Origin of the sequence: Olsenella sp. SW781, from assembly GCF_012027725.1 — a bacterium.
Classification (GTDB): domain Bacteria; phylum Actinomycetota; class Coriobacteriia; order Coriobacteriales; family Atopobiaceae; genus Thermophilibacter.
Genome location: NZ_SJOU01000012.1, coordinates 67,875 through 85,701, shown reverse-complemented (window position 1 = coordinate 85,701; position 17,827 = coordinate 67,875). Strand labels below are relative to the sequence as shown.

The window sequence follows — 17,827 nt, the reverse complement described above, 5'->3', positions numbered from 1 at the left end:
CTGAAAAAAAAAGCTAACTACTTGCCTGCAGCCGCGGTACTACGTAGGTGGCAAGCGTTGTCCGGATTTATTGGGCGTAACGCGAGCGCAGGCGGTTGCGTAGGTCGGATGTGAAAGCCTGCGGCGTAACCGAAGAACTGCATCGGAAACCGGCGAACAGGAGCGCCGGCGACGTCAGTGGAGCACAAGGGGCAGCCGCGACACCATCCGCCAGGTCGCCGAGGGCCTCCTGGGACGCGTCACGGAGATGGCGCGCTCCATCATCCCCGCTCCCGCCGAGGAGACCGACGACGCGGCCGCACAGCTCCCGTCCGATGAGGGGCAGCATGACGCGCCCGTCGAGGACGTCCCCGCGCCCATGCCCGCGGACGAGCCGCTGCCCACTCCCGCCGTCGAGGAGGTCGCGGCCCCGGCCGAGGAGCCCGAGCAGCCCACCGAGCCCCAGGCCGCCCCGGTGGAGCCCGTCGAGGAGACGGCCCCCTTCGCTGCCGTCTCAGATGACCAGACCACCCGCGACGAGCTTCTCTCCACGGGCCGCTTCTCGCTCGTGATGGACGACGAGACGAGCCACGGCGTCGGGCCGAAGGACTCCTCGGGGCTGACCGAGCTGGGCGACACCGCGGTCGACCTCGACGCCACGCAGCCCTCGTCTCCCGTCACGGCACCGCGCCCCGAGGCCCCTGATGACCCCGAGTGGGGCAAGGCGGGCTATCGCCCCCAGGTCTCCAACGTCGCGCGGAGGGCGACCCTCTTCGACCTCCCCGACCCCAACGATAGCGCGGTCGACCCGCTGGGCAGCACGGGCAAGACGCGCCCGACCAGGTCCTCCAGCGCCCCCGGGTCCCTCCCCGTCATCACCGCCGCGGCCCTTCAGCCCGAGGAGCAGCCCCTCGAGGACGAGGGACAGGACGCCTCCCAGGGCGCCCTCTCGGGATTCCTGGGTCGCGCGAAGGGCCTGTTCTCCCGCCTGACGACGCCGTCCGCCGCCGAGCCCGAGGATGGAGCTTCGGACGAGGAGGCCGACGACCCCATGTGGCGCGGCGGCGCGGCCCCGCGCGGCGGCCTCAGGCTCGTCGAGGACGAGGAGGCCGCCCCGACCGAGGAGGAGCTGCGCGACGCCGTCCTCTCCCTCGGGGATGACGAGCTCCTCGCCCACGACATCTGGTTCGTTGCCCTCGGCGCCTCCGCGCTCGACCACGCCGGCATGAGGTCGTTCCTGAGCCAGCATCGCCGTGACGTCCGCGGCGCCTTCGTGGTCAACCTCGACTGCGTCGGCGCGGGCGAGCTCACCGTCCTTACGCGCGAGGGGACCGACGTCCCGCGGCGCTCCGACCGCCGCCTCGGCCGTCTTCTCGCCAATGCGGCACGCGACCTCCACGTTGAGATGGGTCAGGCGCGCTATGACTGGACCTCGACGGACGCCCATCCCGCCATGCGCTCGTCGATGCGCGCCGCGACGATCATGGGCATCGAAGAGAACGGCCTGCCGGCCCTCTCCCGCACCCTCGACGACGTCGCGGAGAACGTCTCCGGCGACCAGGCGCACGCCGTTGCCGAGATCGTCACCGAGATGATCCGCCGGTCCTAGGTCGCGCCCGCACCACTCCCAGGAGCCCTCCTCGCCGCCGTCACGGGTTACGTGGCGGCGGCGAGTCTTTTGAGCTGAGCACGGCCCGCATGCCCCGTCGCGGGTGGGTGGCCGCCGCCAAGGCGATCCCCTCCCACGAGAACCGCCGTCGGTCCCCCTCGTGACCTCCCCGGCCTCGCCGTCCTTCTCGTCCCCTGCCTTCTTCCCCTGACATCTCTCATGTGCCCTCCTCTCCGAGTGGGTCACACGATACGAAGGGCCGCGTTCCGTCCCCTGACACGAAGCGCCTGCGTCGCTGACGGCCAGCTGACGAGCGGTGCGCACAAGATGGCACGTGGCTTGTTCAGGGTCCCCGCTTGCTAAGAAAACGCATGCTCAATGGCAGGAGCCCCGATTGCGCGGCGCTCCTGGCCTCCATGAGTTCTTCGTCAGGTGGCCCCTAGGCGCTCGTCATGGCTGATGGGGCTCCGAGCGCGCGCCTCACGCGAAGTCCCACGGCAACCCCGACTCCCAGCTTGATGGCGTCGGGGAGCACGAAGGGAACGACTGCCGAGAGCGCCGCCGCGGGAAGCGAGATGGAGAGGTGGGCGGCGAGCTGCGCCGTTCCGAGCAGGTAGGAGGTGGCGAGCATCATCATGGCGCACATCGCGTGACGCGCGGCGTCGGGTACCGCGCGGAGGCGAAGCAACGGCGCTCCGAGGGCGGTCCCCAGCAGAAATCCCCAGAGGAAGCCGCCCGTCGGCCCGAGGAGCTGCCCTACGCCGCCTGAGAACCCCGAGAACACGGGAAGCCCGAGCGCGCCGGCGAGCAGGTAGAGCCCCACCGCGGCCACCGCACCCCGTCCGCCGAGAATGGCGGGCAGCATCGCGAGCACGAGCGTCTGTAGGGTGAAGGGGACAGGCCCAAGCGGCACCGTCACCATGGCGGACACGGCGAGAAGGGCAACGGCCGCTCCGAGGCGGCAGGTCTGGGCAGCGCTCATGAGAACCCCCTCGCGGCGGGTGCACGGTCCCGCCGTCGGCCTGACAGGAGATATAGACTACCAGTCTATCGCTGGCCTGAAGCGCCAGGCAGGGCTCGCAGACTCGTCTCACTCGTGCTCATCGCGTGGACGCCCGCGGCGCCACCGTTCTTCTCGACAGAGTGTGATAGAATCGGCTCTCGCAAGCGGGCATCGCCAAGTGGTAAGGCATCAGCTTCCCAAGCTGACATTCGCGGGTTCGAGTCCCGTTGCCCGCTCCAGAAATTGTCAGGGCCCCGAAAGGGGCCCTTTCCATGTGGGTAGAACCTTTATGCGCGCAGCGCGCGCCCGCATGAGATTGTCGAAAGGAACAGCATCGTGTCACCTCTGCCCATGACAGACGAGGAGTGCCGCGTCGCAACCGATGCCCTCTCCAGCCAGCTCGACCTCTACGCCACCCTGCTCGTGAGAAAGGGCGTCTCCCTGCGCGAGGGCCAGGAGCTCGTTCTCCAGGCTCCCGTCGAGCGCGCGGACTTTGCGCGGCGCGTGGTCGAGGCCGCCTATCGCGCCGGGGCGGGCCACGTGACCGTCATCTGGGCGGATGACGTCGTGTCCCGCCTCACGTATGAGAACTGCCCGCTCTCGTTCTTCGAGCACACGCCCTCCTGGCAGGTGGAGCAGCTGAACTCCCTCGCCGACGACGGCGCGGCGTTCCTCTTCCTGGAGGGGTCCGACCCCTCGGCCCTCAAGGGCATCGACCCGGCCAAGCCAGCGGCGGCCGCCAAGGCGCGCAACACCGAGTGCCGCTCCTTCCGTGACGGAATGGACTTCGGCCGCAACGCCTGGTGCATCGCGGGGGTCCCCGTCGAGGCCTGGGCGCGCGAGGTCTTCCCCGACTTCTCGCCCGCCGAGGCGGTCTATCGGCTGTGGTGCCTCATCCTCGAGGTCTCCCGCGCGGACGGGGAGGACCCCGAGAGCGCCTGGGAGACGCACAACGCCTCCTTCGAGAAGACCAAGCGCTTCCTCAACTCCCATCGCTTCGACGCGCTGCGCTACGAGTCCGCCAACGGTACCGACCTCACGGTGGGGCTCACCGACGGCCACATCTGGGGCGGCGGTGCCGGTCGCACGCAGTCCGGCGTGACCTTCTTCCCCAACATCCCCACCGAGGAGGTCTTTACCGCGCCGGACCGCATGCGCGCCGAGGGCGTCGTCCACTCGGCCCTGCCGCTCGTGCGCGCGGGGCAGATCGTGCGGGACTTCTGGCTGCGCTTCGAGGGCGGACGCGTGGTCGACTACGGTGCCGAGCAGGGCAAGGAGGTCCTCCGCCACATCCTCGAGACGGACGAGGGCGCCTGCCGCCTCGGCGAGGTGGCGCTCGTCTCCAAGAACACCCCCATTCGTCAGAGCGACACGCTCTTCTATGACACCCTCTACGACGAGAACGCGAGCTGTCACCTTGCCCTCGGAATGGGCTTTCCCGAGTGCATCGCCGGCGGGGAGGGCCTCGGCAAGGAGGGACTCCTCGAGCACGGCGTCAACCAGAGCAGCACGCACGTGGACTTCATGATCGGCACCGATGACATGAACATCTATGGCGTCGCCGCCGATGGCACCGAGACCCCCGTCTTCGTGAATGGCCAGTGGGCCTGGGAGTAGCGCTCGTCTCCGTGATAGAATCGTCAGCGCGCGCCCTTAGCTCAGCTGGCAGAGCAGGGGACTTTTAATCCCAAGGCCCAGGGTTCGAACCCCTGAGGGCGCACCATCGCATCATGGCAGGTCAGAGTCCGTTTTGGTCTCTGACCTGCTTTTCGTGCGCGCGTCGTTTGTGGGAATCTCCGAGCGGCCCGCCCTTCTCGCCCTTGGGGCCTGCCGCCCGGGACCTCAAACCCGGTCGAGGAAGAGGGGTGTAAAGGGGGGCGATTATCAACCTAAGATGCCGACCTCGCCCGCGTTTGACCCCATGCCGTGTATCATGCCGTGTAGTGGTGTTTCTCGGCATCCACGCTCTTGAGAGAAACGCGCGCCTACTATGTACGATGCCAGTTGGGACGGATGACCGGCGTGCCACGCCGGGCAGAAAGGGGAACGTCATGAAGTTCTTCATCGACACCGCCGACCTCGACGAGATTCGCGAGGCCGCGAGCTGGGGAGTCCTGTCCGGCGTGACGACCAACCCGTCCCTCTACGCCAAGACGGGCGGCAAGCTCGTCGACTTCGATCCGCACATGGTCAAGATCTGCCAGATCTGCGAGGGCCTGCCGGTCTCGGCCGAGTCCACCGCCTCGACGACCGAGGCCATGGTCGAGGAGGGCCGCCGTCTTGCGGCGCTCGCCCCCAACATCGTGGTCAAGCTGCCGATCTGCGAGGCGTCCCTGCCCGCGACGCACCAGCTTGCCTCCGAGGGGATTCGCGTGAACATGACGCTCGTCTTCTCCGCTCCGCAGGCGCTTCTCGCCGCCCGCGCCGGCGCGCGCTACATCAGCCCCTTCGTCGGTCGCTTTGATGACATCGGGGACGAGGGCCTCGATCACCTCGCCGAGGTGGTCACCGCCGTCAAGAACTACACCTACGGGTACTGGGACGAGGAGGGCGGCCCTGAGATCATCACGGCCTCCGTCCGCACGCCGCATCACGTGACGCAGGCCGCGCTCATGGGCGCCGACATCGCCACCGTGCCCTTCGGCGCGCTCAAGAAGTGCCTCAAGCACCCGCTCACCGACCAGGGCCTCGCCAGCTTCGAGGCTGACTGGAAGAAGGTCACCCAGGCCTAGCGCCCCCGCGCAGGCCGTCCCCCGCAGACACCCAAGAAGGAGAACACATGACCGATGACGAGCTCAGGAAGGTTGCCAACGAGGTCCGCAAGGGCATCGTCGTGGGCACCCACGCCGCCAAGTCGGGACACCCCGGCGGCTCGCTGTCCGCCGCCGACATCCTCACCTACCTCTACTTCGAGGAGATGAACGTCGACCCGAAGGACCCCGGCAAGGCGGACCGTGACCGGCTCGTCCTCTCCAAGGGCCACGCGGCGCCCGGGCTCTACGCCGTGCTCGCCGAGCGCGGCTACTTCCCCAAGGAGGACCTCGAGACGCTGCGCCACATCGGCAGCCACCTGCAGGGCCACCCCAACATGAACGACACGCCCGGCGTGGACATGTCCACGGGCAGCCTCGGCCAGGGCGTCTCGGCCGCCGTGGGCATGGCGCTTGCGTCCAAGGTCTGGAACGACGGCTATCGCGTCTACGCCATCCTCGGCGACGGCGAGATCGAGGAGGGCCAGGTCTGGGAGGCGGCGATGTTCGCCGGCAACCACGGCCTGGACAACCTCGTGGTGGTCGTGGACCACAACGGCCTGCAGATCGACGGCACCATCGAGGAGGTCAACTCCGCGATGCCCATCGCCGACAAGTTCCGCGCGTTCAAGTTCCACGTGATCGAGCTCGCGGACGGAAACGACATGGCACAGGTCCGCGCAGCCTTCTCCGCCGCGCGCGAGGTCACGGGGCAGCCCGTGTGCATCGTCGCGGAGACGGTCAAGGGCAAGGGCGTCTCCTTCATGGAGAACGAGGTCGACTGGCACGGCAAGGGACCGAACGACGATCAGTACGAGCAGGCCCTCGCCGAGCTCGAGGCCGCTGGGAAGGAGCTCTAGGATGGCTGACGTGAAGAAGGTGGCCACGCGCGTGAGCTACGGCGAGACGCTCGTCGAGCTGGGTGCCGAGCACGACGACTTCGTGGTGCTCGATGCTGACCTCGCCGCCTCCACCCAGACCGGCAAGTTCAAGGCCGCCTATCCCGACCGCTTCTTCGACGTGGGCATTGCCGAGCAGAACCTCATGAGCCTCGCCGCCGGCATCGCCACGACCGGGCGCACCGCATTTGTGAGCAGCTTCGCCATGTTCGCCGCCGGCCGCGCCTGGGAGCAGGTGCGCAACTCCATCGGCTACCCGCGCCTCAACGTGAAGGTCTGCGCGTCCCACGCCGGGCTCTCCGTGGGCGAGGACGGCGCCACCCACCAGTGCTGCGAGGACATCGCGCTCATGCGCGCCATCCCCGGCATGACGGTCGTCGTCCCCGCGGACGACGTCGAGGCCCGCGCGGCCACCCGGGCGGCCTACGAGCACGAGGGGCCGATGTACCTGCGCCTCGCCCGCCTGGCCACCCCCGTCGTCAACGATCCCGAGACCTATGAGTTCAAGCTCGGGAAGGGCATCGTCCTGCGCGAGGGCACCGACGTCACGGTCGTGGCCTGCGGCCTCATGGTTGGCGAGGCGCTCGCCGCCGCCGAGGAGCTTGCCTCCCGCGGGATCTCCGCCGAGGTGATCAACATCCACACGATCAAGCCGATCGACTCGGAGCTCTTGCTCGCGAGCGCCGCCAAGACCGGCCACGTGGTCACCGCCGAGGAGCATTCTGTCATCGGCGGCCTGGGCGACGCCGTGCTCGCCGCGCTGGCCGAGCATCCCGTCCCCACGCGCAAGCTCGGTGTGAACGACGTCTTCGGCGAGTCCGGCCCCGCGCTTGACCTGCTGCACAAGTACCATCTCGACGCTACGGGCATCGTTGCCTCCGTCGAGGGGCTTCTCGCCCAGGAGTAGGCCCTCTTCATCTGTCTGATAGGGAGAAGAACATGAAGCTCGCCATTGGCAACGATCACTCCGCACTCGCCATCAAGGCCGAGGTCGTCGAGCACCTGAACGACCGCGGAGACGTGGAGCTCGTCGACGTGGGGACCAACTCCCCCGAGAGCTTCGACTATGCCATCAGCGGCTACCGCGTGGCGCGCCTCGTTGCCGACGGTGAGGTGGACGGCGGCATCCTCATCTGCGGCACCGGCGTTGGCATCAGCCTTGCCGCCAACAAGGTGCACGGCATCCGCGCCTGCGTCTGCTCGGAGCCGTACTCCGCCGAGCTCTCCAAGCGTCACAACAACAGCAACATCATCTGCTTCGGCGCCCGCGTCGTCGGCCCCGAGGTGGCCAAGCAGATCGTCGACGCCTGGCTGGACGCCGAGTTCGAGGGCGGCCGCCACGCCCGTCGCGTCGCGCAGATCATGGAGATCGAGGAGACCCAGGCCCTCGCAGCCGCCGAGGAGTAAGGAACGCGCCGCCGGCGTCACGCCACTGGCGTCAGGTTTATTTGGCGCACGGACCCGTGCGCCAAATAAACCTGACGCCAGTGGCGTGACGGGCGGCGCAGTGGCAGCTTTGTCAGATCAGAGCCGCGCCACGGCCTCGGCGGCGTCGGCGATGGCGTCTATGACGAGCCGACGGTCCTTCTCGCCAACGCCGCGCGCGTAGCGCATGTAGGCGGCGTGGCTCCCGTGCACCTGATAGGCGAGCAGCACGTTGAAGCGCAGGTCTTTCGCACGCTCCGGGCTCGCCTCGAGGACGCGCTCCCGCAGCTCGCGCTCGACGCTCTCCACGAGGGCATGCTCCTCCCCGCGCGAGAAGAGCGTGTCCACCTCATCTCCATGCACGATGAACGCCGAGAAGAGCTCACGCGCGAAGCGGCGCGGATCGGACAGGAACGCCCCCGGCGACTCCAGCTCGTCGACCACCCGATGCACGAGCTCCTCCTGCAGTTCGGTCGAGAGGTCGACGATGCTGTGGTAGTGCAGGTAGAACGTGGCCTTGCTGACTTCTGCGCGTTCGCAGAGCTCCCGGACCGTGATGCGTGCAAGCGGGCGATCGCGTCTCAGGTCGAGAAACGCCGCACGCAGAGACCTCAGGGTCTTTCTCGTCCTCAGATCCACTTCTTGTCTCCTTGTCAGAATCGTCCAGTAATGGACGAAGGTCAAAAGCTGTGGCTAGCCGTTTCATGAGTCTCTGGGTACATTGATTCTAGTCAAATACTGGACGACCGTATATAAACGTGGCCGTTGGGACCAAGGGAGAGCCATGAGCACGTGGGAGAACGTTGACCTGGGGGCCTTCTACGACGGGCGCGAGTTTGAGGCGTGGCGCTGGATGGGGGCTCGCCTCTCCGGTGACGGCGCTGACTTTCGCGTGCTGGCGCCTGCGGCTGCGGGCGCGAGCGTCCTTCTTGGCGCGCCCGGCGGCGAGACGCGCGAGGTGCCCATGACGCGCTGCCTCAACGGAGCGTTCCTGGAGGCGCACGTTCCCGGCGTGCGCGCGGGCGACGCCTACGAGTACCGCGTCTACCTGCCTGGCGGCGGCTTCCAGGACCACTGCGACCCCTACGGCCTGGGGATGGAGCTGCGTCCCGCGCACCGCTCCGTGGTGCGCGACCTCGGGCGTCACGAGTTTGCGGACGCCGCATGGATGGCCTCTCGCACGGCGTGCCAGGACCGGCCGCTCAGCATCTACGAGCTCCATGCCGGCTCGTGGAGAAAGCCGGGGCCGGAGACGGATGACTGGTACACCTACGACGAGCTCGCCGACCTGCTCATACCGTACGTGACCGAGCTCGGCTGCACGCACGTGGAGCTTCTCCCGCTGGCGGAGCATCCCTTCGATGGCTCTTGGGGATACCAGGGCTGCGCGCCCTTCTCGGCAACCAGCCGCTACGGCACGCCCGAGCAGCTCATGGGCCTGGTTGACCGGCTCCACCAGGCGGGGATAGGCGCGATCCTGGACTTTGTCCCCGTGCACTTTGCCACCGACGCGTGGGCGCTCGCCCACTTTGACGGCACCCCACTCTACGAGTACCCCAACGACGCCGTGGGGGTCTCCGAGTGGGGCAGCCACAACTTCATGCACTCGCGCGGCGAGGTGAGGAGCCTGCTTGCCTCCGCCGCGGACCTCTGGCTGGGCGCGTACCACTTCGACGGGCTGCGCCTGGATGCCGTGAGCCGCATCGTCTACTGGCAGGGCGACGAGCGGCGTGGCGTCAACGGCATGGGCGCTGACTTCCTGCGTGCGCTCTGCGACGGCCTGCACGAGCGCCATCCCGGCTGCATGCTCATCGCCGAGGACTCGAGCGGCTTTCCCGGCGTCACGCGGCCCACGGCCGAGGGCGGCCTGGGGTTTGACTACAAGTGGGACCTCGGCTGGATGCACGACACGCTCTCGTACTTCCAGGCGCCCCCGGAGGAGCGCCGCCACGCCGAGGGGCGGCTCACGTTCTCGATGATGTACTTCCCCAACGAGCGCTACCTGCTGCCCCTGAGCCACGACGAGGTGGTGCACGGCAAGGCCACGATCGCGCAGAAGATGGACGGCGGCTACGAGGGCAAGTTCCCGCAGGCTCGGGCGCTCTATCTCTACATGGCGGCGCACCCGGGCAAGATGCTCGACTTCATGGGCAACGAGTTTGCCCAGCTCCGCGAGTGGGACGAGAAGCGCGAGCAGGACTGGTGCCTGCTGGAGTACCCCGTGCACGACGCCTTCCTGCGCTTCCGCCGCGAGCTGGGCGCGGCGTACCGCGCCCATCCCGCGCTCTGGGAGCGCGACTACCGCGAGGACGGCTTTGCGTGGCTCGACTGCGAGCAGCTGGCGCCGCGCTGCACCGCCATCCTACGGCGGGGCGGGGGCGAGCGGGTCGCCGCGCTCCTCAACCTGGACTCGACCGCGCACGAGTACGCGGTGCCGCTACCGGCGGATGCCGCGGGGGCGTCCGGGGCGGAGGTTCTTCTCGACACGGACTGGCAGCGCTACGGCGGCTCCGTGCCGGACGGGGAGACCGTCTGTCGCGTTGAGGAGGGTCGCCTGATCGCTGAGCTGTCCCCGCTCTCAGGGGTTCTCGCACTTCTGGCGTAGGGTTCGTGCCGCCGGCGCCGCGCGCCACTGGCGTCAGGTTTATTTGGCACACAAGTCCGTGTGCCAAATAAACCTGACGCCAGTGGCGCGAACCCGACGCCGGCGGCACGGCGGCAAATGTTTCAACAATGAGTCGCTTCTCGCCAGAGGCCGCCCGATGCCGTGAACAAGCCCTATAGTCAGCCACGTCAGACAGCCGCGGGCCAATAGCCCGCGCTCGCTCAACTACTGAGGAGGCCAACGTTGATGAACGTTCACAGCGCGCACGCGTGTGCCGCCTCCTCCCAGCTCGCCCGACGCCAGAACCGACGAATCTCGCCCGCGATGTCGCGCGCGACGCTCTAGCTTGACGGTTCTTCTCGACAGACCGAGCTCCTGCGCCCCGCGACGTCGGGGCATTCTTGTGTAGACGCATCCAACACCCAGAAGCGAAAGGGAAACCATCATGGCTGAGAAGGAAAAGGTCGTACTCGCGTACTCCGGCGGACTTGACACGTCCGTCATCGTCAAGTGGCTGCAGATCGAGAAGAACCTCGACGTCATCGCCATCTGCGGCAACGTGGGCCAGGACGAGAAGGACCTCTCCTGGATCAAGCAGAAGGCCCTCGACATGGGCGCCATCGCCTCCGAGGCCATCGACATGCGCGCCGAGTACGCCGAGAAGATCCTCTCCAAGGCCATCTGGGCCAACGGCAAGTACGAGGGCGTCTACCCGCTGCTCTCCGCGCTCAGCCGTCCGCTTATCTCCAAGCACCTCGTCGACATCGCGCACCAGTACGGCGCCAAGTACATCGCCCACGGCTGCACCGGCAAGGGCAACGACCAGGTGCGCTTTGAGACCTGCATCCGCGCGCTCGACCCCGAGCTCGAGATCATCGCCCCCGTGCGCGAGTGGGACCTCACCACGCGTGACTCCGAGATGGAGTGGGCCGAGGCCAACGGCGTGCCCGTGCCCACCACCAAGAAGAAGCCCTACTCCATCGACGACAACCTCTGGGGTCGCGCGATCGAGTGCGGCGTGCTCGAGGACACCTGGAACAAGCCGCCTGCGGACATCTGGACGATGACCAACAACCTCGAGGACTGCCCGGCGGAGCCCGAGGAGGTCGTGATCTCCTTCGAGGAGGGCATCCCGACCGCCATCAACGGCGAGAAGATGGATCTGCTCAGCCTCATCATCAAGGCCAACGAGATCGCCGGCCGCAACGGCTACGGCCGCATCGACATGATCGAGGACCGCGTCGTGGGCATCAAGAGCCGCGAGTGCTACGAGTGCCCGGCCGCCCTCCTGCTCATTCAGGCGCACCAGACGCTCGAGCAGCTCTGCCTCGACGCCGAGACCCTCAAGCAGAAGGCCAAGATGGACGTCGAGTGGGCCTCCACGGTCTACCGCGGCCTCTGGTTCAGCCAGAACCGCAACGCCATCGACGCGTACAACGCCTACACGCAGAAGTACGTGACCGGTGACGTGCGCATCATCCTCTGCAAGGGCGGCCTGTTCGTGGACGGCGTGCGCTCCGCCTACAGCCTCTACGACTACAACCTGGCCACCTACGACGAGGGCGACTCCTTCGACCACTCCGCCGCCGAGGGCTTCATCGTCCTCCACGGCCTGCAGTCCAAGACCTGGTCCAAGGTCCAGGGCCCCGGCTCCGGCCTCCAGCCTGTCCACTAGGCTGCTAATTGGGGACAGCACCCAGCTTGCATGCGGCCGGTCGGGTGTCCCGACCGGCCGTTCTTTGTGCGGCAAAACCAAAGACAACGTTAATCGCCCCTCAAGCTACGGTTAATCTTGGCCTGTGACCATGGGTACAGGATGAGATTGGCCGACAACGAGAGAGGCGGTCGCCATGGAGAGGATAGAACTGGTCGAGCTCGTGCGCGAGAAGGCGGACGTCGGGTACACGGATGCCAAGGAGGCACTCGACGCCTGTGGGGACGACCTGCTCGATGCGCTGGTCTGGCTTGAGACGCAGGGTCGCTCCCAGACGAGGACCGCACACGTCACCACGGCCGTTCCGCCGGCGGGCATCTCCGGCGAGATGTACGAGGCGCAGGCCGGCTACGCGCGCTCGTCCCAGTCGGGGCTGCGCGTGCTGACGCGCTGGCTGGGCAGCGCGCGCGACGCGATTGCCCGCGCGATACGGCGCGGCATGGACACCAAGGTCGTCTCGCGTCGCGGCGGCGACCGACCTCTAACGCTACCGCTGCTGGGCACCGTGCTGGGAACGGCGGCGTGGCTGATGCTCGTGCCTCAGACGCTGCAGAGCCACTACTACATCTGGGGAATCCTCTTTCCGCTTATCCTGGCGGCCCCTGTTGTGTGGTTCTTCTACCTTGTCTTTGCCTGTCGCATAGAGCGGCCGGGTGCCGAGCCCTCGCCGGTGTCGCGGTCTGTTCCGTCCGCTCAGGCGCCCGTCATGACGCCTGCTGGCCCGCCGCGGCCGATGGCCTCGCCGAAACCTTCCGTCGCCCCCGCGGCGCCTGCCGAGCCCGTGGCGGAGAAGCCCGGGACAGAGACGGCCTCGGAAGAGGGCACGTCGCTCACGTCGGATGATTCTGCAGACGATACGGGGGACACCACGCGCGCGGACTCCGCCGGCGGCGCAGGCCCCGTCGAGGGGGACCCCGATCATGACTAGAATCCTGCTCGTCGAGGACGAGGAGAAGCTTGCCCGCTTCGTCGAACTCGAGCTTGCCCACGAGGGATACGAGGTCGAGCGTGTGGCGGATGGACGCGCGGGCGTGGAGCGAGCGCTTGGCGACGACTTTGACCTCGTTCTTCTCGACATCCTGCTTCCCAAGCTCAACGGCATGGAGGTCCTGCGCCGTGTCCGGCGCGAGAAGAACGTGCCGATCATCATGCTCACGGCCCGCGATGCCGTGATGGACAAGGTCGCCGGCCTCGATGCCGGGGCAGATGACTACGTCACCAAACCGTTTGCCATCGAGGAGCTGCTCGCACGCGTGCGCGTGGCACTCAAGCGCCATGCGGCTTCTCCTCCCGCCGCGCCCGGAGCCTCCTCGCCGCTTCCCCTCACTGCCTGCGGCGTGTCGCTCGACGCCGATCGCCACGAGGTGACCGCCCTCGGCGAGCCCGTGGAGCTGACGGCTCGTGAGTTCGATCTGCTGCACGCCCTCATGGAGCACGTCGGTCGCGTCCTCACGCGCGAGCAGCTCGCGCGCGAGGCCTTGGGCTATGACTACGTGGGCGAGACCAATGTGGTCGACGTGCACATCGCGCACCTGCGCGCAAAGCTCGACGACCGCTTTGGGATAAAGCTCATCACTACCGTTCGAGGGGTGGGCTATGTCGTCAGAGAATCCTGACGCCGCGAGCGTCGACCGACCGAGACTGCGCGAGGAGGCCCCGGCCACCCCGGCCCCCGACGCCGCCCGCCGGTCCTCGTCCATAGCCCGCCGCGTTGCGTGGGGCTTCTGGTGGAGGCGCCTCGCTCGGTGGGTGGTTGTGGACCTGCTGGCCCTTCTCGCCGTACTGGCTGCCCTGTGGGTGGGATATGCTCGCTATCTGCCGGAACGTGCGTTGACGTATTACGGGCTCGTGCCGTCAGGAGACACCGCCCTCGCCCTCGCCTGGGGCTTTGGCCCTGATTCGAGCGGCCTCGGGGCGCTTGCGCTCCGAGTCGCCCCGGCGTCGGGCGGAGAGTGGTTCTTCCCCGTGGGACGCGACCTGCTTGTCCTCTGGCCGGTCGGTGCCCTGCTCCTGGCTTTCGAGGCCCTGAGCCTGCTGGGCATCTTTTCCGACATCCGGCGCGTGCGCCGGCGCCTGAAGCCGCTCAACGCCCTCGCCCTCCGGGCCGAGGCGCTTGGCTCCAAGGGCATCATGGACGCGAGCAAGATCGAGAGCCTCGAGCAGGCAATCGAGCGCGCGAGCGTGGATTCGCCCCAGGTGTCGACCGGCGTGGATGACCTTGCGAGCATCGAGGTGGCGCTGAACGGGCTTCTGCGCCAGATGCAGGAGGCCAAGCTCCAGCAGATTCGCTTTGTCTCGGATGCGAGTCACGAGCTGCGCACGCCCATCGCGGTGATCCAGGGCTACGTGAACATGCTCGATCGATGGGGCAAGGATGACCGCGCGGTGCTGGAGGAGTCCATCGCCGCCCTCAAGGCCGAGGGCGCGCACATGCAGGAGCTTGTTGAGCAGCTGCTCTTCCTGGCGCGCGGGGACTCGGGGCGCAACGTGCTGGAGCGCGCGCCGGTAAACCTGGCCGCCCTCTCGGCTGAGGTGGCCGACGAGTCTGCCATGATCGACTCGGGTCACGACTACAGGCTGGGGTTTGGTCGAGAGGCGGCAAGCGATGCGCGCTACGTGGTCATCGGAGATGCGTCGATGCTCAAGCAGTCGATTCGTGTGATGGTGCAGAACGCCGCGCGCTACTCCCCGGAGGGCACCGCGATAACCCTGGGCGTCGCGTCCGACGACGGAGGCGTGTCCTACTCTGTGCGCGACGAGGGCATCGGCATGACCCCCGAGGAGGCCGGGCATGTCTTCGAGCGCTTCTGGCGCGCCGACGCCGCGCGAGACGTCTCCAAGGAGGGGACAGGCCTCGGCCTCTCCATCGCCCGCTGGATCGTCGAGCGGCACGGCGGGACCATCGACCTGGTCTCGCGCGAGGGCGTTGGGTCGCGCTTCACCGTGCGGATACCGCGGTCGTGATCTTCTCCAAGGCCCGCGTTTGGGCTGCGTCTTCGGAAGGTGCTTCGCGAGGGCCCAAAATTAATCCGCCCTGTGGCGTCTTCGCCGAAATATCAACTGGCCTTTTGTCGACTGTCGGCGCCACAGGGCGGATTAATTTTGTGGTTCCCGCCAAGACCGAGCGCCAGTGGCTAGCAGGGCCCGAGCGAACCCCCTCCTTCCCACGGCAGCAGGGACCAGATGAGCTGCTGGCGCGCCCTCGTCTCTTCCGGGGTCCACACCTCCTCGGGTACCACGTCCTTCGCGCGGGGCCCGCCGAGGCGCTCCGATGCCATGAGCGCCTCAAGAATGACAATGTCGAGGCCGCCATGGTCAAACAGGTCCTCGGAAACGACCGACATGACAAGCCGGCCCTGAGCGGCCAGCTCCCGGTCCCTCCTCCTATCATCAACGTACTTCCGGCGTAGGGAGCCCAGTGCGCGGCCAAGCTCGTCCTTGTTCTCGGCCGCGGCCGCAATTGCCTCGAGGTCAAGGTGGTCGCGCCCGTCATAGTTGAAGCCAACGGGGCAGTCTTCGAGGACTATGTCGGGAACGCGGGCGCCCGCGCATCCCCTTCTGACGAGCTCCCACGGATTGTCCTGCCGCTCGTTGAGACGAATTCTTCGGATTCCGTATCCGTGCTCGGCGACGGGCTTCTTGAGGAGCAGCGCCATGGTCGCCTCCATTGCCGACCAGGCGTTGTCCTCGACGCTGAGAAGGGCCCGCCGCGCCGCGCTCGTCCCCGTTAGCCTGTGTGTCTCCTCAATGAAAGAGCGGATGCTCGCAACGTCTGTGACAGGACTGAGCCCATGGGCGACCTTCCCAGAACGAGGGTTGAGGGGGTCGCGACAGAAGCTCCCGCACAGCTCGTATCCCAAGAGGCCGAGCGCGGCGGGCTTCATGATCGTGGCGAGCTCGACAAAGAGAAGCTCAGGGCACGGGATCGTGAGGTTCTCGCCAAGCCGGAGGAACGACCCCTCGGGAAGTCCCGAGAGGTAGAGGGTGTTCTTGAAGAAGGAGGCGAGCGGCCGCACCCCCTTCGAGGGGGCTGCCACATAGACGGGCCGAGAGCTGCTGGGCGGATCCGATAGGCCGAGGAGCTGATGGGGGATGATCCGTGCGCTCCACCTGCGCTGCGGATGGGGGTCGGGCTCGGGGAGGCCGCAGACCTGGGCGGATGCGTATTCCCCCGTGATCCTCACGTGACGGAGAAGCGCGAGCGCAGAGAGCTTGTTGACGCAGAGATGCACCGGAAATCCAATCACGAATCTAGTACATTATGTAGTGGACATAATGTACTAGATTAGTATGCTAATCCAATCATTATCGATAAAATCAAAGAAACAAACATTGGGGACTTTTTGGGAGCGGTCTGCCCTTTGGTAAGCTAGACGCGTCAAATCGCGAGCAAGGAGGCTATGATGGCGCTGTGGGGCGGCAGGTTCGAGAAGGGCGTGGACGCGTTCACGCAGGAGTTCGGCGCGAGCCTCGAGGTCGACAAGAACATGGCGGCCCAGGACATCGCCGGCAGCCGCGCGCACGCTCGCATGCTCGCTGAGCAGGGCATCATTTCCGCCGAGGACCAGGCCACGATCGACGCGGGCCTCGCCGACATCGCCCGCCAGATCGAGGACGGCTCCTTCGCCTGGGACGTCAATGACGAGGATGTCCACATGGCCGTGGAGGGCGCGCTCACGCGCAGCATCGGTGCGGCCGGCGGGCGCCTCCATACGGGCCGCAGTCGCAACGACCAGGTTGCCACCGACATCCGCCTGCTCGCCAAGGACCTCTGCGACCAGCTGCTCGCGGGCAACGTCGCCCTGCGCCGCGTCCTCGTGGAGGCGGCCACCCAGAACCTCGACGTCGTGATGCCCGGCTACACGCACCTCCAGCACGCCCAGCCGGTGCTGCTCTCCCACCACCTGCTCGCGTACTTCTGGATGTTCTCGCGCGACTTCACCCGTCTCGCTGCGGCGCGCACGGCAGCCGATGCCAACCCGCTCGGCGCGGCGGCGCTCGCCGGCACCACCTACCCGCTCGACCGCGAGCGCACCACGGAGCTTCTGGGCTTCTCCCGCGCGATTCCCAACTCGCTCGACGCCGTCTCCGACCGCGACTACCTGCTCGACCTCGAGTACGCCTGCGCCGTGAGCATGATGCACCTTTCGCGCCTCTGCGAGGAGATCGTGCTCTGGAGCTCCACGGAGTTCGGCTTCATCACGCTCTCTGACGCCTACTCCACCGGCTCCTCGATCATGCCGCAGAAGAAGAACCCCGACTTTGCCGAGCTCACGCGCGGCAAGACCGGCCGCGTCTACGGCGACCTGATGGCGCTGCTCACCACGATGAAGTCGCTGCCGCTGGCCTACAACAAGGATCTCCAGGAGTGCAAGGAGGGCCCGCTCGACGCCGCGCGCACGCTCTCCGACTGCATGGAGATCGCCGCGGGCATGGTGGAGACCTGGACCGTCAACGCCGACGTCATGCTCGCACAGGCGGGGACGGGCTTCTCGGCCGCCACGGACGTGGCCGACTACCTTGCCAAGAAGGGCATGCCCTTCCGCGAGGCGCACCGCGTGGTGGGCGAGCTCGTGCTCTACTGCGAGAAGCACGGCAAGGGCCTCGAGGACCTCACGGCCGAGGAGTTCGCCGCGGCGAGCCCGCTCTTCGAGGCGGACATCGCGCAGGACCTGGACCCGGCCGGCATCGCCAACGCCCGCGTGACGTATGGCGGCACCGGGCATGATGCGGTCGTCGTGCAGCTTGACGAGGCACGCTCCGCGCTCGAGAAAGACGCGGAGGCCGTCGCCTAAATCGCATAAAACCATTCACCGACTTGACCCCCTCGTCTGCCGACGAGG

15 protein-coding genes, 2 tRNA genes and 1 rRNA gene are annotated in these 17,827 nt (G+C 67.3%); 15 read left to right on the top strand and 3 right to left on the bottom strand.

What is annotated here, in order from left to right; genetic code table 11:
* Window positions 1-271, top strand: a 16S ribosomal RNA gene (locus tag E0L17_RS10965); the annotation flags it as partial.
* Between the two features lie 87 nt (window positions 272-358).
* Window positions 359-1,588 (top strand): M28 family peptidase, encoded by a 1,230-nt coding sequence (locus E0L17_RS08095; RefSeq protein ID WP_206109076.1) that lies wholly within the window; start codon window positions 359-361, stop codon window positions 1,586-1,588.
* A gap of 439 nt (window positions 1,589-2,027) precedes the next feature.
* Here E0L17_RS08095 and E0L17_RS08090 read toward each other — a convergent pair whose 3' ends face one another.
* A complete protein-coding gene (locus E0L17_RS08090; protein WP_167930739.1) occupies window positions 2,028-2,570 on the bottom strand; it encodes a biotin transporter BioY in 543 nt (180 codons plus the stop codon).
* A gap of 185 nt (window positions 2,571-2,755) precedes the next feature.
* Between E0L17_RS08090 and E0L17_RS08085 the strand changes: the two genes are divergently transcribed.
* From E0L17_RS08085 to rpiB, 7 genes are all read left to right on the top strand, one after another.
* Window positions 2,756-2,830 (top strand) — tRNA-Gly (locus E0L17_RS08085).
* A 112-nt stretch (window positions 2,831-2,942) separates the two neighbouring features.
* Window positions 2,943-4,208, top strand: a complete 1,266-nt coding sequence (locus tag E0L17_RS08080) for an aminopeptidase (protein ID WP_167930738.1) — start codon at window positions 2,943-2,945, stop codon at window positions 4,206-4,208.
* Between the two features lie 30 nt (window positions 4,209-4,238).
* A tRNA-Lys gene (locus tag E0L17_RS08075) sits at window positions 4,239-4,314 on the top strand.
* A gap of 328 nt (window positions 4,315-4,642) precedes the next feature.
* Window positions 4,643-5,323 carry a transaldolase family protein gene (locus E0L17_RS08070; RefSeq protein ID WP_167930737.1) on the top strand — a complete coding sequence of 227 codons (681 nt, stop codon included), beginning with the start codon at window positions 4,643-4,645 and terminating at the stop codon, window positions 5,321-5,323.
* 47 nt (window positions 5,324-5,370) lie between these two features.
* Window positions 5,371-6,201, top strand: a complete 831-nt coding sequence (locus tag E0L17_RS08065; protein WP_167930736.1) for a transketolase — start codon at window positions 5,371-5,373, stop codon at window positions 6,199-6,201.
* 1 nt (window position 6,202) lies between these two features.
* On the top strand, window positions 6,203-7,147 hold the full coding sequence (locus E0L17_RS08060; RefSeq protein ID WP_167930735.1) for a transketolase family protein: 945 nt from the start codon (window positions 6,203-6,205) through the stop codon (window positions 7,145-7,147).
* Between the two features lie 32 nt (window positions 7,148-7,179).
* Window positions 7,180-7,647, top strand: coding sequence for a ribose 5-phosphate isomerase B (rpiB, locus tag E0L17_RS08055; protein ID WP_167930734.1), 468 nt, complete (start codon window positions 7,180-7,182; stop codon window positions 7,645-7,647).
* 117 nt (window positions 7,648-7,764) lie between these two features.
* On the opposite strand, the gene E0L17_RS08050 is transcribed toward rpiB, so the two are convergent.
* Complete coding sequence (locus tag E0L17_RS08050) at window positions 7,765-8,304, bottom strand: TetR/AcrR family transcriptional regulator (RefSeq protein ID WP_167930733.1); 540 nt, start codon at window positions 8,302-8,304, stop codon at window positions 7,765-7,767.
* Between the two features lie 145 nt (window positions 8,305-8,449).
* Here E0L17_RS08050 and glgB point away from each other — a divergent pair, with 145 nt between their 5' ends.
* The 5 genes from glgB (at window position 8,450) to E0L17_RS08025 (ending at window position 14,948) form a co-directional block, all read left to right on the top strand.
* Window positions 8,450-10,270, top strand: coding sequence for a 1,4-alpha-glucan branching enzyme (gene glgB, locus E0L17_RS08045; RefSeq protein WP_167930732.1), 1,821 nt, complete (start codon window positions 8,450-8,452; stop codon window positions 10,268-10,270).
* Between the two features lie 445 nt (window positions 10,271-10,715).
* On the top strand, window positions 10,716-11,945 hold the full coding sequence (locus tag E0L17_RS08040; RefSeq protein ID WP_167930731.1) for an argininosuccinate synthase: 1,230 nt from the start codon (window positions 10,716-10,718) through the stop codon (window positions 11,943-11,945).
* A 175-nt stretch (window positions 11,946-12,120) separates the two neighbouring features.
* Window positions 12,121-12,912 carry a UBA domain-containing protein gene (locus E0L17_RS08035; RefSeq protein ID WP_167930730.1) on the top strand — a complete coding sequence of 264 codons (792 nt, stop codon included), beginning with the start codon at window positions 12,121-12,123 and terminating at the stop codon, window positions 12,910-12,912.
* On the top strand, window positions 12,905-13,600 hold the full coding sequence (locus E0L17_RS08030) for a response regulator transcription factor (RefSeq protein ID WP_206109075.1): 696 nt from the start codon (window positions 12,905-12,907) through the stop codon (window positions 13,598-13,600). The genes E0L17_RS08035 and E0L17_RS08030 overlap by 8 nt, the downstream gene beginning before the upstream one ends.
* Window positions 13,581-14,948, top strand: coding sequence for a sensor histidine kinase (locus tag E0L17_RS08025; RefSeq protein WP_167930729.1), 1,368 nt, complete (start codon window positions 13,581-13,583; stop codon window positions 14,946-14,948). Before E0L17_RS08030 ends, E0L17_RS08025 begins: the two co-directional genes overlap by 20 nt.
* Before the next feature lie 170 nt (window positions 14,949-15,118).
* On the opposite strand, the gene E0L17_RS08020 is transcribed toward E0L17_RS08025, so the two are convergent.
* A complete protein-coding gene (locus tag E0L17_RS08020; RefSeq protein ID WP_167930728.1) occupies window positions 15,119-16,231 on the bottom strand; it encodes a hypothetical protein in 1,113 nt (370 codons plus the stop codon).
* A gap of 156 nt (window positions 16,232-16,387) precedes the next feature.
* Here E0L17_RS08020 and argH point away from each other — a divergent pair, with 156 nt between their 5' ends.
* Entirely contained in the window at window positions 16,388-17,779 is a 1,392-nt protein-coding gene (argH, locus tag E0L17_RS08015) for an argininosuccinate lyase (RefSeq protein WP_167930727.1), read from the top strand.
* The last annotated feature ends 48 nt before the right edge of the window (window positions 17,780-17,827 follow it).